12 protein-coding genes are annotated in these 14,920 nt (G+C 61.8%); 5 read left to right on the top strand and 7 right to left on the bottom strand.

What is annotated here, in order from left to right; translation table 11 throughout:
• Positions 1-514: 514 nt before the first annotated feature.
• Positions 515-1,036 (bottom strand): redox-sensitive transcriptional activator SoxR, encoded by a 522-nt coding sequence (soxR, locus tag HNQ08_RS21460; RefSeq protein WP_184136717.1) that lies wholly within the window; start codon positions 1,034-1,036, stop codon positions 515-517.
• 151 nt (positions 1,037-1,187) lie between these two features.
• On the opposite strand from soxR, the gene HNQ08_RS21455 reads away from it, so the two are divergent.
• Positions 1,188-1,856 (top strand): VOC family protein, encoded by a 669-nt coding sequence (locus HNQ08_RS21455; RefSeq protein ID WP_184136715.1) that lies wholly within the window; start codon positions 1,188-1,190, stop codon positions 1,854-1,856.
• Positions 1,857-3,262: 1,406 nt separating this feature from the next.
• On the opposite strand, the gene HNQ08_RS21450 is transcribed toward HNQ08_RS21455, so the two are convergent.
• Together HNQ08_RS21450 and HNQ08_RS21445 are read right to left on the bottom strand one after the other, a co-directional pair.
• Entirely contained in the window at positions 3,263-4,750 is a 1,488-nt protein-coding gene (locus tag HNQ08_RS21450; protein ID WP_184136713.1) for a multicopper oxidase domain-containing protein, read from the bottom strand.
• A gap of 395 nt (positions 4,751-5,145) precedes the next feature.
• On the bottom strand, positions 5,146-5,991 hold the full coding sequence (locus HNQ08_RS21445) for an AfsR/SARP family transcriptional regulator (protein WP_184136712.1): 846 nt from the start codon (positions 5,989-5,991) through the stop codon (positions 5,146-5,148).
• A gap of 142 nt (positions 5,992-6,133) precedes the next feature.
• On the opposite strand from HNQ08_RS21445, the gene HNQ08_RS21440 reads away from it, so the two are divergent.
• From HNQ08_RS21440 to HNQ08_RS21425, 4 genes are all read left to right on the top strand, one after another.
• Positions 6,134-6,568 (top strand): universal stress protein, encoded by a 435-nt coding sequence (locus tag HNQ08_RS21440; RefSeq protein WP_184136710.1) that lies wholly within the window; start codon positions 6,134-6,136, stop codon positions 6,566-6,568.
• A gap of 155 nt (positions 6,569-6,723) precedes the next feature.
• Complete coding sequence (locus HNQ08_RS21435; protein ID WP_184136708.1) at positions 6,724-7,173, top strand: universal stress protein; 450 nt, start codon at positions 6,724-6,726, stop codon at positions 7,171-7,173.
• Between the two features lie 271 nt (positions 7,174-7,444).
• Complete coding sequence (locus tag HNQ08_RS21430; protein WP_184136706.1) at positions 7,445-7,723, top strand: hypothetical protein; 279 nt, start codon at positions 7,445-7,447, stop codon at positions 7,721-7,723.
• 386 nt (positions 7,724-8,109) lie between these two features.
• The gene (locus tag HNQ08_RS21425; RefSeq protein ID WP_184136704.1) at positions 8,110-8,340 is read left to right on the top strand and encodes a hypothetical protein; all 231 of its coding nucleotides are present in this window, start codon (positions 8,110-8,112) and stop codon (positions 8,338-8,340) included.
• A 154-nt stretch (positions 8,341-8,494) separates the two neighbouring features.
• Here HNQ08_RS21425 and HNQ08_RS21420 read toward each other — a convergent pair whose 3' ends face one another.
• The 4 genes from HNQ08_RS21420 to HNQ08_RS21405 form a co-directional block, all read right to left on the bottom strand.
• The gene (locus HNQ08_RS21420; protein WP_184136702.1) at positions 8,495-10,426 is read right to left on the bottom strand and encodes a PAS domain S-box protein; all 1,932 of its coding nucleotides are present in this window, start codon (positions 10,424-10,426) and stop codon (positions 8,495-8,497) included.
• A 956-nt stretch (positions 10,427-11,382) separates the two neighbouring features.
• The gene (locus tag HNQ08_RS21415) at positions 11,383-12,195 is read right to left on the bottom strand and encodes an SDR family NAD(P)-dependent oxidoreductase (RefSeq protein WP_184136700.1); all 813 of its coding nucleotides are present in this window, start codon (positions 12,193-12,195) and stop codon (positions 11,383-11,385) included.
• A gap of 334 nt (positions 12,196-12,529) precedes the next feature.
• Positions 12,530-12,946, bottom strand: a complete 417-nt coding sequence (locus HNQ08_RS21410; protein ID WP_184136698.1) for an Rrf2 family transcriptional regulator — start codon at positions 12,944-12,946, stop codon at positions 12,530-12,532.
• A 525-nt stretch (positions 12,947-13,471) separates the two neighbouring features.
• On the bottom strand, positions 13,472-14,347 hold the full coding sequence (locus tag HNQ08_RS21405) for an alpha/beta fold hydrolase (RefSeq protein ID WP_184136696.1): 876 nt from the start codon (positions 14,345-14,347) through the stop codon (positions 13,472-13,474).
• Positions 14,348-14,920: the final 573 nt, after the last annotated feature.

Genomic DNA, 14,920 nt, shown 5'->3' with positions numbered 1-14,920 from the left:
TGAGGTCCTGAGGAATCTTCAGGCTGTCTCGCTTGCCTTCGGCGGACCACCAGATTGAACAGAACGGCTGGCCCGCTGACCGGGAGCGGCATCAGGCCGTACAGTGCACCAGGGGTGAGCGCGCCGGACTGTCCTCTTCAGAGGGGACCCATCCGCAGGTCGTGGCCGAGGGTTGAGACGACCGAGCCATTCACGGCAGGACGTCTCTTGGGCGGTGACCGTGCTCAAGGTGACCTGCTGGGCCATCCCTTCACCTTGGCCGCCTGGGGACGCCCGGGACCAAGCAGACATCGACATATGACTGACCATCACCGCGAAGCCGCCTTCAGGACGCGGCAAGAAACCGTCCAGCAGCTGGCCTGACGTTCAGGTCGCTCACCTTGTTGTGACTCCTTGACTTCTCCGAAACCAACCACTGCAGTGATCTCCATGACCGTAGCCGGACTTGGACTGGCCTCCACCCCAAAGAACCCAGCCGGCCTTGAGAGCGTACTTGCCGAGCATGGGACGACGCTCAGGGGTCAGGAGCTTCAGCGGAGCCACCTTTGCCTTCAGCACCGGATGACTGGTGACGCGCAATGGAGCCCGCCCATGTTTGCACCAGTGTATTTCTCCCCGGATGCCGCCCCCCATACTCGTCGCCCGGATTGAACAGCGCGCAACGCTCCAGCGACAAACAACCGCAACGGATGCACCCGCCCAGATCGTCGCGTAGCCGGGTCAGCATGGCAATCCGGGTGTCAAGTTCGGCGCGCCAGCTTTCCGAGAGCTGTTCCCAGTCTGCCGCTGTCGGGGTGCGTCCGGCGGGAAGGCCAGTCAGCGCAAGGCGAATGTCGGTCAAGGGCACGCCCACACGTACCGCTGCGCGGATGAAAGCCAGTCGCCGCACCGTGTCGCGCGCATAGCGGCGTTGGTTGCCCGCGGTGCGGGTGCTGTCGATCAGGCCCTCACGCTCGTAAAAGTGCAGCGCGGAAACGTTCAGGCCGCTGCGTTTGGCCAGTTGGGCGGGGGTCCAGTCGGGAGCGGGTAAGGGCATACAGCACCTCCAGGGGCTTGACCTCAACTTTACTTGAGGTTTTAAGCTGAATGACGACAAAGCCGAGGAGCATCCATGAGACCAACCGTGAGCCCGTCTACCCGCTGCCCCGCCCTGTGAACGCCGCACGCTCGCCCCCGGAAGGCCACCCATGCACATTGACTGCCTGACCCTGTTCACCACCAATCTGGAAATCCAACATGCCTTTTACACCGGCACGCTCGGTCTGGACGCGGTAGGAAGAACATCCCAGAGCGTAACTTTCCAGGCTGGACGAACCCTTCTCACCTTCTGCCAGCACGACGGTCCTGAGACCTTCTCACATTTCGCTATGGATATTCCGCGCAACCAGGTGGACGGTGCAGAGGCGTGGCTGCGCGGACGTGTCGCCCTGCTGGAGGACTCGGCGGGAATCAGCCGCTTCCCGCTCAGCGAGAGCTGGAACAGTGAAAGCCTGTATTTTGAGGACGCTGCCGGGAACATTGTGGAATTCATCGCGCGTCATGACCTGACCAACGACAGCCCTGCCCCCTTCGGTCCGGCCAGTGTGCTCCATATCAGCGAACTGGGCGTTGTGGTTCCCGATGTGACGGCGACTGTTCTGGAGCTGGAGCGACGCTTCGGCCTTTCAGCTTTTCATGAGCAGAGTCCGACCTTCTCGCCTCTGGGAGGTCAAGATGGCCTGTTGATTGTGGTCAGGGAGGGCCGGGGCTGGTTTCCAGTCGGGCAGCCTGCTCGAGCTGCGCCGTTTGAAATGACGTTTCGCAAAGATGGACAACTGCAGCGCCTGCGAGACATCGATCTTCGGGAACAGGCTTGAGCCAGGCAATTCCGCGTCTTCGGACCTGCCGTGAAATCAGCCACCCAGATCAGGCGGCCTTGCTCGGGCTCAGGACCGTGCTGGCACTTCCTGGTCCGAACGTCAGTCGGTCACGCCCTGGTGATCACAGTTCTCGTCGGGAGGGACATGGCTGCACTGCAAACGCTGTCAATTCATGCACGGATGAATAAACACTGAACTCGGCAGAACCCGCCTGAGCAGAAGTCTGGCGACATCTCCTACGGTGGACGCCAGCGCAGGTTTCGTACCCTGATGCCACGCGAGGGGTCCACCTTCGCTGAAGGGAGGCGCCCACCTTCGAAAAAACGGACGTACGAGCGGGCGGCCAGTCGGCGCCCAGACCGGTTCGAGCCCGGTCACCCGCACCCTTGAGGGCACCTTCTCGGTGCCCCCTTCTGTTGAGGGAATGGGGAAATGCTGCCTCGAACTGCAGCGCGTGGGCCCCTGGGTGACCGCACGCTTCTCGCTGTGGATGAGGGACACCCTCCCCCCATCCAGCGCACGAGGGTCGTCCCAAATCTCCCTGTGCGATGAAGCGAGAGCAGAGGCCCATACTGGAGGCGTGCCGCCTGGCCCTGACCGGCAGCGGTCTACGCAGGGTGCGTGAAGTCCCACGGGGTCACCGACGAAGACAAGGGGCGCGAGGGCCACAAGGCAAGGGTCACCGCCAACGAATTCGGTACGCGTGCGCTGCGTGGCCGCTTGCCACCGCCATGGGCGAGGCCGGGGCAGCGGTTAACCGGGGCATACGGGATACGGGAGCACAAGCGGCCACGGGCGGGCGACCGTGGCCTGGAGAGGAGGCGCTGCATGGTTGGAATCAGGGTTACCGTGGTCGGCCTCCGTCCGGTGCTATCCGGGGCTCACCGAGCGGCAGCGTACGGCCGGGGCCCTCTCCTATTCGTTGAGCCACTCGATCTTGTATTCGAAGTGGAAGGACAAGATCCGTTCTGCAAGACGGCCGTGATGGTTCGTCTGGTGATCGGAACTCGCCCGCCCGCCGTGTCAGAGGTGCCGCCAGAGGTCTACCGGTGTATGCGCGGGCGATCCGAGCGTCAATCCACGCCAGCCGTCCACAATCACTGGGGAGCGAGCTCAAGTGCAGGAGTGGGTTGAAAACGCCGTGCACGTATCTCGCTCGCGTTTCATCACGTTCTGCACTTATGACGATGTGTCGCGAACCACTCGTAGCCACTCGCATGGCGGGTAGCAGCCTTGGCCGGAGCGCGCCTTCGCGTTGATGCCGGTCAAGCTATCTCGACCCGAAAAGGACCTGCTGCGCTGGTGTCACACTGTTCCTGAGGAAAACGGACCTTTCCTGCTGCGCGTCGCACGCTGACAAGGTGTGGGCGGGGCCAGTGCCCCGCCCACACCTTCCTCTTGCCTCACTCCACAATGACTTTGGCGACCATGTTGGTGTGCGGCAGGCAGTAGTACTCGTACGTGCCCTTCTTGGTAAAGGTGTACGTCCAGGCTTCGCCCTGTGCCAGCATCGTCGGTGTGCCCTTCGCTTCGTTTGACGAATCGAACGCCCGTGTTTTCGGATCGCCGCCCGGCAGCCCCGAGGTCACGCTGTGGCCCACCGCATCCCGGTTGACCCAGGCCACCTTGGTTCCGGCTTTGACATGCAGCTCCTTCTGATCGAAGGCGAAGCTGGCAATGTTCACCACTCTGACGGGAGAACCTTCTGGCAGGTGATCAAACTCGTCGTTGTGCGCGGGGCTGTCATGCCCGTAGGTCGGCGCCGGCGTGCTGGCCTGCCCGCCGTGGCTGTCATCTCCGTGCTGGGCGGGCGTCCCTGCGCCGTGGCTGTGCCCACCGGCATCAGCCCCCATCAGGGCACCCTGGGCGTTCAAGGCTGGTCCACCCTTGATCATGACGTGGATGCCGCCGGGGTAGATGCCGTTGTTCGTGACGTCCTTGACGATGTGATCGTGGAAGGGGAAGTCCCCGTCACGGCCCTTGACCAGAATGTCGATGCGTTCGCCGGGTCCGATCAGCAGGGTGTCCTGCTGCACCGGCTCCGGCAGGGAGAACCCGTCCTTATCCAGCATCAGGAAGCTGTTGCCGTGCATGTGCAGGCTGTGCACTTCCTCTCCGAAGTTTGCCACCCGGATCAGGTCGGTCTGGCCGTCCGGAATGGTGATGTCGGGAATGAGCGGGAACGACTTGCCGTTGATCAGGAAGTAGTTGGGTTCGCTCTTGTGGATGGCGGCGTGGGGGTCCTGGCGGCTGTCCCATTCATCGAGGATGATGGCGTGCTCGTCTTTCCAGATTTTCTCCTGTGGGTTTTTGGGCTCGACGATGATCGCACCGTACATGCCCATGTCGGCGTGCAGGTAGGTCTGGAAGTGGCAGTGGTACCCGAAGGTGCCGGTTTCTGTGGCGACAAATTCGTAGGTGCTTTCCTGGCCGGGCAGAACCTCGGTCAGACCGTCCATTTCCTGAGACAGCCGGTCGATCCCATGCAGGTGAAGGGTGTGCGGCTGGTCGTGAGTGTTCTTGAAGTGGATGACCACGTGATCGCCCTGTTGCACGACCAGTGCGGGTCCAGGCACGGAGGCCGGCTGTCCAGGGAACCCGAAGGCCCACTGCTCGACCTGGACACCGGGCGCGATTTCGGCCTTGATCTGGTGCACTTCAATGGTAAATTCGCGCCGCTGGCCCGTGGCCGCCTGCACAGGGACCGTGCGGTTGCCAGCCTGCTTGAAGCGCGACACGATGGCGTTGGCGGAGGTGAGACCCTCGCTGCCGGCGGTGCCCGGCGTATTCGAGCGGGCGGAAGCGAGGAAGCCGGTGGTCAGGGCGACACTGAGGATGAGGAGGGTGATAGAAACGGTTTTGGCGCGGCGGGCGGCGATTTGAATGTTCATTCGGGAACTCCGGGGGAGAGGTGGGGAGCGCAGGCGCTCTGGTGACACGTGAAGCCTCCTCCCCCCGAGTTACGAGGGCGTTACGGAGCGGGGCAGCGGAACAAAACGTTGTGTCTGAAGGCGTGTGGCGCGTGAGGGGGCAACCCGCTTTCGTGGCCGGGTCTCACATTGATCCACGCGGACGCCCGGCCCGAACTTTTCAGGTGGCGCGCACACCACTCGAACCGGAACATCTCTATCGACAAATGGAGCGGAAGGAGACCCAAGGGTCTCCTTCCGCCGGTGTGTTGAAGCGCATGAGTTGAGGGTCTCTCGGAGCAAATGATGGCGCTTGGCGCTGAGACCGATGGGAACCAGGGCTGGCACTGCAGCCGGCATCCTTCAGTGCGTCGGAACTACGCCAGCTGGAGCAGTTCCGCGTAATGTCCGGGACAACGACCATCACTCGTCAGCGGGCAATTGTGGGTCAGCGGCGCATCCTCCCGCTCCCCCCGCTGGCAGATCCGCTCGCCCGCCTTGACCTGCTCCGCCAGCTCAACCGTCTCCGGCATGGGCGTATCACTCAGGTCGTCATGCAGGAACTTCACGAAGCGGCGGTAATGCTCCGTGGCCGCGTACTTGCCTTCCACCACCGAGAGGCAGGTCATCAGTTTCTGGTGGTAGTTCTCACCGATGAACGGATCAGCCCGCAGAGCCGCCACCAGATCACGGACGGCCAGATCACAGTGCAGGTGCTCGCAGTGCAGCACGGAGCGCTCGATGCACGCCCGGGTGTAAGCCGCGCGATGTTCTTCCCGGGCCGTCTGGGCCCAGTCTGCCTGGATGTGCGGCAGAAAATCCCCGGTATAGGCCTCAATCGCCTGGCTCAGCGAGAAGAAGCGGGCGTCGCCCTCTGTACTCTCGGCCTGGCCGAGTGACGCGTACAGGGTAAACACATCGCTGGCACGCAGTACATCGTCGGAGAGCCGGTAGGCGCCGTACTCCTCGGTGATGCTCTCCAGGCTGCCCAGAGCAGTGCGGGCGCGGTGGAGGGTCACGCGGAAGCGGTTGCCGCTGCGGGCGGTGGGGTCCTCATGCCAGATGGCGTCGATGATTTCGTCCCGGGTCTGGCCTTCGGGGCTGGACAGCAAGAAGAGCACCAGGTCACGGGCACTTTCCGCACACCACTTCACGGGCTGGCCTTCACGGAGGATTTCGGTGCGCCCGAGGGAACGCAGACTCAAAGTGGGCATGGTGGTCATGAATTACCTCAGGAAGAAGTTTGAACGCCCCCGGAGACGGCAACGTGGTCCACAAAAGCCTAGCTGCTTTAATATTACATTAATGTGACGGCTTCACTAAAGCAACGATGAAGATGGCTTCATCAGGAGGAACAGAAAAATCGTGTACCGCCATGTCCTCGTCCCCACCGACTTCAGCGCTGTGAGTGACCTGGCGACCAGACACGCCTGTGATCTTGTCCGGGCGCTGGGAGGACAGCTCACATTGCTCCATCTGCTGGAGGGCCCCGCCGCCGATCCGGAGGAAGCTCAGGTGCAGCTGGAACGCCTCCGCCGTTACGCACGGCGTCCCCCCACTTTGCTGACCCGCCACTGCGCGCCGGAGGGTGTGGTCAGCAGCATCCTCACCTGCCTCTCGGAGCAGCGCGCCGACCTGATTGTCGTGGGGGCCACCGGACAGGGCCGCTCAGGCTCCCTGAGTTCGGTGGCCCGGGAGCTGGCGTTTCATGCCAGCGTTCCCGTTCATGTGGTGCCGGCTGCCTTGACCCGAACGACCGCGCCCCCCAGCGGGTGGCGAAACATCGTTCAACCGACCTGAGGGGAGCAAGAAGGAACGTTTCGCGCTAAGTGTCCAACCTGAGGCGAAGCTCGTGATGAACGAGGAAATCACTGGGCAGGGTGCATGGCCGGTAACTCTGCGGTAATACCCTCAAGAGACAGTGTGCTCGGCGGCGACGCTGGAAGGAGAGCACCTTGTTTAAGCACATTCTGGTTCCTGTTGACCACCACCCGGCGTGCGTGAACGCGGCGCTCCATGCCTTTGACCTGACCCGCGCCCTCGGGGGTCAGGTGACGCTGATCCACTTGTTGCAGCAGGGCACACTTGAGAATCAAGTGCCCGTAGAGCAGTACCTCGCTCACCTGGCCAGGAGGGCCCGTCGTCCGCCCGCGCAGGTGATCCTGTCGATCGGGACTCAGGATGCGGTCGAGGCCCTGGCAACATACGCCAGTGGTCATGGCATTGATCTGATTGTTCTGGGTGTGAGTGGCGAGGGAGGCCTGGTGGACGCAGCGCTTGGGCAAGTGGCGACGGATCTGACTCGCGTGAGTGGGATTCCTGTTCATCTGGCCGGCGGACGACGGCTTCAGCAGATCGTGCCTTGGGGCTGGCAGCGCGTCGTTGACACCGTCACACAGCCGTGAGCGGTGGAGTGGGGGTTGACAAAAGGTCAACCCAATCTGATCCGTAGGTGGATGAACAAACTGCACGGTTGTGTTGCATTCCTCGAACGCGGATGGGAGTTGTGGCAAGTTGTTGATTTCAAGGAAGTCAAGGTAACTCGAGCAGGCAGGCGACCCGAACGTCAGGCTGCCTGGAGTACAACCCGCTGCCACCGCTTGAAGGCGGTCTCCGTTGGTGATAAGGACGGTGGCGGGCGGGAACGTTGCAGCGTGTGGGATTTGAGAGGCGGGCGTGCAGATCGAGAAACAGGCACAGGATGCCAATGATGAGGTCATTATCCACCCCAAGGGGAACGACGTCCTACACCGTGCCGATGCACTTGACGCTCATCCGTTCGTCCCCTCGCCGTATTCGTCCTCCCAGGACGTGCTGCCCGCACTCACCCGGCTCTGCATGCTGATCAGGCCTAGCCAGGTTCAGTTCGTCAATGTGCTGGGTCAGCGCACGCTTCTCGGAGGCCCGGGGCACGAGGGTCATGCTGTTGATGTTTTTAGAGAGAAAGAAAAATAATGTTGTCAACAACATAGGAATCAGAAATAGGCCTTTCTAGAGGACAAAAAACTTCAAGGTGACCGTGGATTTTGCCAACCACTTCCCCAAAGTGGCCGTGCAAAAATCACCTGTTGCCCCAGAGTGTCCGCTGATCTGACTCTCTTATCCTCCAAAGTGTCCGCACTGCCCTCCAAAATTCCAAGCAAAGCAAAAAATTCTTGAAAAGCCGTCCTGGTCGGGCTTCAGTCGAGATTGGGCGGTTAGGTCTTCTAAAGACTCGTTTCCCCCATCCCCCAAAATGTCCGTGATTCGGCATGCTGGATACAGCATCTGAGAAGCTGCGGGATACAGCACCTTGACAGCGTGCTGAAGCAGGTTACCTGTCTCCCCTTTCCGCCTCTGCCATGGCGGACGACCAAGGCGTCCCCCTGGAGATCCGCCCAAGTCAGCGCCAACGCTTCCATAATCCGCAGTCCGCCGTGGGCGCACAGCAGGGTCAGGGCGCGGTCGCGCAGGCCGCTCGCCGCCAGCAGGCCTTCAAGAGGAGAAAACGGGCGCAGGAATGCCTGCGCTTGCACGCTCGGATCATCAATCTCCACCATCATTCCCACACCAGCGTTCCCGGCACGACCTGAAGAAGCAAGCAAAATCAAGCGTTCCAGACGTGTTTAACCGGCGCGGCAGGGGTGGTCTGAGACTCAGACCGCCCCTGCCCTCCGCCTGCCGTGAGACCAGCCAAGGCAACACAACCCTTTCCGGGTCCTGACAACCCAAACTGCAAGCTCTGATTTAAGGCTGAGGCGCAGCCTGAAGCGTAAGCGGGTTTCTTGCAATTTGGCGAGGGCGGCCGATGACGCGCTCAAGGGCAGCAACCACCTGGGGATCAAAATGCCGTCCTGTCTGCATCCGAATTTCAGCCAGGGCCTCGTCCAGTGGCCAGGCTCGTTTGTAAGGCCGTACGGTCGTCAGTGCATCAAGCACATCTGCCACCGCCACGATCCGGCCACTGATGGGAATCGCATCGCCGCTCAGGCCGTGGGGATATCCACTGCCATCCCACCGTTCATGGTGTGTTCGGGCAATCTCCTCAGCCATCACCACCAGTGGGCTTTGTCCGCCCGATAGGATATTCGAGCCGATCAGACAGTGGGTTTTGACCGTCTCGAACTCCTCAGCCGTCAGGCGTCCCGGCTTGAGCAGGATCCCATCAGGGACTCCAATCTTGCCGATGTCGTGCATGGGTGCTGTCCGTTCAATGAGTTGTACCTGCCCTTCTGACAGGCCCAGTTCACGCGCAATGCCCGCTGCTGTTCGGGCCACGCGAAGCATATGTTCGCCCGTTTCGTCATCCCGGTATTCAGCCGCTCGCGTCAAGCGATCGAGCACCTCCAGTTGGGCTGCCTGTGCCCGCGCCGTGAGGGCCGCATTGTGGTTCCGAACGGTGGTTTCCGTGACCTTCCGTTCGGTGATGTCAATGGCGACTCCGATCAGCCCATTCAGCTGGCCGTCGTGTCCCCAGGCGGGCATTTTCTTGGACAAGAACGTACGGTATGCTCCACTGCTCAGTTGGTCTGTCACTTCATAAGAGAGCGCACGAGCCTGAGTGAGCACTTGTTCATCCCTGAGACGGGCCGCAGTGGCCGCAATCTCCGGGAACAGTTCCTCATCAGATCGGCCCAGAATCTCGGCTGCGGTCCGCCCGAGCTGTGCTGCGCCTGCGGGATTGATCATGGTATAGCGCCGGGCCAGATCCTTAACGAAGATGGTCTCGGGAACCGTGTCGATGACCGTCTGCAGGAGTTGGTGGCTGGTCTCCAGGGCATCCTGCGCAGTCCTGAGCTCGGTCAGGTCACGCAAGGAGGCGGTGAACAGACGCTCGCCGGGCACCTCAAGAGCGTGAACGGACAGCTCACACGGAAAGACCTGCCCGTCCCGACGCAAGGCTGACAGGTGAAGGCGTTTGCCTAAGAAAGGGCCTTCGCCAGTCTGGAGATAATGCGTCAGGCCGCGGCGGTGGGCAGCCCGCTGCCCTTCAGGAATAATGTGATCGCTCAGGTTCTGCCCCAGCACTTCAGAGCGCTGGTAGCCAAAGAGTCGTTCAGCAGCCGGGTTCCATTCCGTGATCTGACCGCGGTGATCCATCACGATGATCGCGTCGAGAGAGGCCTGGAGTACGGCGGCATGCACCGATTCTCGGCGGGCCAGTGTGGTCAGCGTCTGGCGCAGCTCCAGTTCGCTCACGACACTGGCCGCCAGATGCTGCAGGGTCTGACACTCCTCCGGTGTCAGGCCAGCTCTGGCCTGAGTGTCCAGGATACAGAGCGTGCCGAGTTTGTGCCCGTCAGGCGAGATGAGCGGCGCACCGGCATAAAACCGGAGATATGGCTCACTGGTGACCAGCAAATTATGGGCGAACCGAGGATCTGCATGGGCATCAGGAACGACCAGAACACCGTCCAATTCCAGGGCATGAGCACAGAAGGACAGGGAGCGATCCGTCTCGCGCAGGTTCAGACCGTAGCAGGACTTGAACCATTGCCGCTGCTCATCGACCAGGGAAACCAGCGCGATAGGGGTCTGAAAGATAGAAGCAGCGAGCTGAGTGATGCGGTCAAAACTCTTTTCAGGTGGAGTATCGAGAATCTGATAATGATGCAGGGCACGGAGCCGCGCCGCCTCGGTGAATTGGGGCGATTCAGGTCGGGTGGCCTCCGGACTCACCTGCCCAGCGTAGACGAGTGCTGATTTCAAAAATCTCACGCCAGGACACCTGAATGCTGTCCGGCGGGTTTCGTGATGCTGTGGGGAGTGCTTCGATCTGCCGGGACTCTACCACCAGTGCGTCTGAGCGCCATTCCCATGGGCACCAAGAGTTGACAGGCGCTGTGCGTCAGGGCCAACAAGGCGCCCGTACCGTTCGCGCGCATCACCGTTACCACCGGTCGTGGCAAGTTGTTGGGGGAAGGTGACGCGGTCCTGAGCGGTCAGAAGCTTCGCGGTTATGGATTTCCCCTCACGGTGATCGGCTACGTCGCAACCGCTCGTTTACCGGGATGGAGAACTGCTGGAGCGCGGAATGGCTGTCACTCGCGAGACCGTTCGCACCTGGCGTCGGGGCGCCCCGAGCCGTTGGTGCATCAGGTTCAGCGTCCTCTTCGCTCAGGGTCTCGGCCACCGGGAACCGCGCCCCTGCTCCCGGTGGCATCTCGTCGTTACGGCACGTGGATGCGGGCGGCATCACGCACTGGTGGCGGGCTGTCGACGACCATGGCGCTGTATGGGATGTCCTTCTTCAACCGCGCCGGGATACTGACGCCGCTTGATCGTCCTATCAGCACGTCCTCGGCAAGCACAACGTGCCAGAGGGCATCCAGACCGACAAGCTCTGAAGGGAAACGCGCTCAGGAATCCCTGAGGCGCCAGGCACGAATGGAGCACCTTCACCCCCACTCCCGAACCAGCGTGCCTGGCCGCACCAGGAAAAGCAACCAGAAGCAGACCCTCCAGACGTGGTCAAGAATCGCGACAGGGATGGTCCGATCCTCAGACCATCCCTGTCCTCCGCCTGCCGTGGATCAGGTTGAGGCAACACAACCTGACTTCTAGATGGAAGGTATTGCGCTCACGTGAAGGTCATGCAGCAAGCCATCCCGGCCGGCGGGTGTCGAGGCACTTGGTCAGGCGACGAAGCGGACGACGCCGCCGTCCACGCGGAGAGCCGCGCCGGTGGTAGCCGAGGCCTGGTCTGAACAGATATACACGACCATGTTGGCGACCTCGTCTGTCGTCGCGAAGCGCTGAATAAGGCTGGTCGGGCGAAGCGACGTGAGGAAGGCCTGCTCGGCTGCCTGCTGCGTGATTCCTTGCGCTTCAGCTTGCTGCGCCATCAAGCTGCCCAGAGCCTCTGACCTTGTCGGGCCGGGGAGGATCGCATTGACGGTGACTCCGCTGCCGGCAACTGCCTCAGCGAGGCCCCGTGAAACGGCAAGCTGCGCGGTCTTGGTCACGCCATAGTCGAGTAATTCCTTGGGAATGTTGACGGCGGATTCGCTGCTGACGAACACCATCCGGCCCCAACCTTTTGCGACCATCTGCGGCAGGTAGTGGCGGGAGGCGCGCACGCCGCTCATCACATTGAGCTGGAACAGGCTGAGCCAGTCCTCATCGGGAATCTTGGCGATGTCCTCGATGCCGTGATATTCCCGCATGTGCGCTGTGCCCACGTTGTTGACCAGAATGTCAGCGTCTGGCGCTTGCGCGAAGAGCGCTTCAGCGCCCTCGGCAGTCGCGAGATCGGCGGTCACGCCGACGATCTCACTTCTGGGAAAGGCCAACTGCATTTCTCGCACCACCGCGTTGACCCGTGCGGCGTTGCGCCCGTTAATGACGACCGAAGCGCCAGCTCGCGCCAGCCCCTCGGCGATGGCCCGGCCGATGCCTGCGGTCGATCCAGTGACGATGGCCTTCCGGCCCGTGAAGTCAATCATCATCGTGTGTCTCCTGTTTTCACTTCTGCGTGAGGGTAGAGCAGCCTCTGGAATCACGGTCTGTCCGTGTTTCTGGAGCGCCACGGGCGGTGGGCGTCGCTTCAAGGTATATGGCCGTTGGAGACAACCAGTTCAGCTGTAGCTCTGGACGTTGTGCTGGTTCCGGTCTTTCCGGAGGCAGGGGTGAGACCGTGGATTTTGACCTCTGGCCCTGCGAGGCGGCGGTGCAACAACGGGCCTCACTCGATTCGGCTCAAGGACGAACCGGGCCATCCAGTTGAGGGCGAAGAGGAATGGAGCACATGTAATCGATACAACTACATGCCGGGTAAAAAAATCAACCAATACGTCGAGCGAGATCGGACATCACGTCCGCAAGGGTGACATTCGCCAGGTAAGCATCCAACACTTCCTGCGCCCCTCCGAAGACTGACCCCAGGGTGTCCAGAATATTGCTCCCGACCGAGCACTGGGGGTTGGGCTGCTCATGCACCCTGAACACTGATTCCGGCGCATCAACCGCGCGGTAGATCTGGAGAAGCGTAAGCTCTTCTGGCCTGCGCGTGAGGTCAATGCCAGCGACACCCTGTTGAGTCTGCACCAGGCCTGCACCCCGCAGGAGCTTGACGATACTGCGGATGACGACAGCATGCGTGCCTACACTGCTGGCGAGGTCTTCCGAGCTGAAGCTTCGTTGAGGGTTCAGAGCGATCATGGACAGAATGTGAATGGCAACGGCGTATTGGGTTCTCATGGGGACGGCCTCCCTTCCGTCATGTAATCAGTATGACTACATGTCCGAAAGGTGTCAAGTGCGCGTCCGTCGAGGCCCACAGGTTGATTGTGTCGCCCTGACTTGGTCAGGGGCAGGCGATACCGAGGGGTGGCCTGAAAATCAGCCTACCCCTGCCGTTATCTGACGCCAGGTCGCGAAGGCCTGGCTCTGACGGCTTCGTCGCATGTGCGCGGGAACAGTGGTGAGGGTCCCGGTGGCGCAGCTCCTCGGGCACAAGGGAAGCAAACTTGATGTACCTCTTGCAGAGGGTTTCGTGGCTGACCTGGCTTCCGCGCTCCAAAAGGGGTTCCTGCACAGCCCGGTAGCTGAGGGGAAGCGGCGGCACAGCCAGACCGCGTATCCGATGATGCCCACCGGGAAGCGGTGGCGATCTGGCTTTAGGGCAGTCACAGCTGAATCCCTTGCCTCAACAGCGCTAACCCGCCAGAACCGGCGGTAGGGTTTTGGGTTGGTCACGGCGGTTCAACCGAGCCCGACCCGATGTCAGGGGGCGTGTGCGAGCAGCCGCTCAAGGATCTCGTGTGCGCGTGTCCACAAGATAGAACCGCCTTCGTTGACGTCGAGGAAGCGCTTCGCGTGCGGCAGCCGCTTCGCCAGGATCACGCCGAAATCCGGAGAGTGCACGGTGCTGGTGTCCTGGCCGCCGAACCACAGGTCCACCGGAACGCACATCTCTTCGGGCTGGTACGGCCATGATCCCAGGGCGTTCACGAGATCGCGAGCGTACGGGCGGGCGCCGCGCACGAAGCCCTCGTCGAGCGTCTGACGGTACGCCGCATGGAAGGTCGAGTCGAGGTACACCAAGCGGTCACGTTCACCGCTCATGCCCAGGATGAGGTTCCACAGGCCCTCGGCCGTGGCGAAGCTGGCGAAGGCAGCCTCGAAGCCGTCTGGGTCAGTGGCGATGGCGTTTACCATGTCTGCCACGTCCGGTAACAGCAAGGGCGTCAGGGCGGGGTGTCTCAAGTCATCCTGCGGGGACACCAGCGCAGCTGCTCCCACCAGGTCCGCTCCGGCCAGGGCCAGCGCGAACGGTGCTCCCTGCGAGAAGCCCACCACGCGAACCTTTTGCAGGCGGGTTGTGTGTAGCAGACACTGCACATCCGCCACCCAACTGTCCAAGGTCTTTTCGGGATGCGGATCGCTGCGGCCCAGCCCAGGCCGGTCCGGCACGATCAGGCGCACGTCCAGCGCGCCCAGCCTGTCCGCGCCGAAGCCAAGCGCGCCGCTCATGGCCGCGCCGGTACAGAACACCACTGGACACCCATCCTGAGGACCCCATTCGGACCACGCAAACACCCGTCCATCTGGTAGGCGCAGGTCGAATTGCCGTTCGGGCGGCGTGACTCCGTACATCATGGCGTGCAGTGTAGACAGAGCTGCCGCTCGCCGCATACGCCGTTTGGCGGGCCCTCAGGGCGCCGCGCTCGGTGTCGGCACCGCACATGCCCCGCCCTTCCCCTTTGCAAGTCGAAGCGTACCGCAGGAGCGGGAACGTACGGCGAAGGCAGCTTTTGCCGCGCATGACCTGTTCAGGCCTCGCAGGGTTGACCTGTCACACGATCCGGCGTCCTCCGGGTGGCACAATCATGCCCCTGGCACGTTGCGCAGACGACAGAGAGGGCATTCGAGCTTGCTCAGTCAGAAGAAAGAGTCACCTTCCACTTGGCCCTTCCTCTAGTGAAGGGCCAATTCCTTCATGAACTTTGCCGTTCTCTTGCATACCCAACTGTAAAAGCGCAGGCTGTGCTTACCCACAATTGAGTGCCTGATTTGATCTCTTGCAGCCTGGTTGTTTTGGTCCTTTCTGTTGTGGGACGAGGTGCTGTCTATGGAGAAGCGTCATCCTGGCCGTGTCCTGATCGGTGCTGGCCTCACCTTGCTGCTCGCCGCCTGTTCCCCGTCCGCTCCACCCACTGAAACGGAAGTCAA

Source organism: Deinococcus humi, from assembly GCF_014201875.1.
Lineage (GTDB): Bacteria > Deinococcota > Deinococci > Deinococcales > Deinococcaceae > Deinococcus > Deinococcus humi.
This window is presented reverse-complemented; position numbering and strand designations above follow the sequence as displayed.

Coding starts and splice junctions, on each gene's coding strand:
- soxR (WP_184136717.1), bottom strand. CDS start 1,036: ATGCCCTTACCCGCTCCCGACTGGACCCCCGCCCAACTGGCCAAACGC.
- HNQ08_RS21455 (WP_184136715.1), top strand. CDS start 1,188: ATGCACATTGACTGCCTGACCCTGTTCACCACCAATCTGGAAATCCAA.
- HNQ08_RS21450 (WP_184136713.1), bottom strand. CDS start 4,750: ATGAACATTCAAATCGCCGCCCGCCGCGCCAAAACCGTTTCTATCACC.
- HNQ08_RS21445 (WP_184136712.1), bottom strand. CDS start 5,991: ATGACCACCATGCCCACTTTGAGTCTGCGTTCCCTCGGGCGCACCGAA.
- HNQ08_RS21425 (WP_184136704.1), top strand. CDS start 8,110: ATGGCGGACGACCAAGGCGTCCCCCTGGAGATCCGCCCAAGTCAGCGC.
- HNQ08_RS21415 (WP_184136700.1), bottom strand. CDS start 12,195: ATGATGATTGACTTCACGGGCCGGAAGGCCATCGTCACTGGATCGACC.
- HNQ08_RS21410 (WP_184136698.1), bottom strand. CDS start 12,946: ATGAGAACCCAATACGCCGTTGCCATTCACATTCTGTCCATGATCGCT.
- HNQ08_RS21405 (WP_184136696.1), bottom strand. CDS start 14,347: ATGATGTACGGAGTCACGCCGCCCGAACGGCAATTCGACCTGCGCCTA.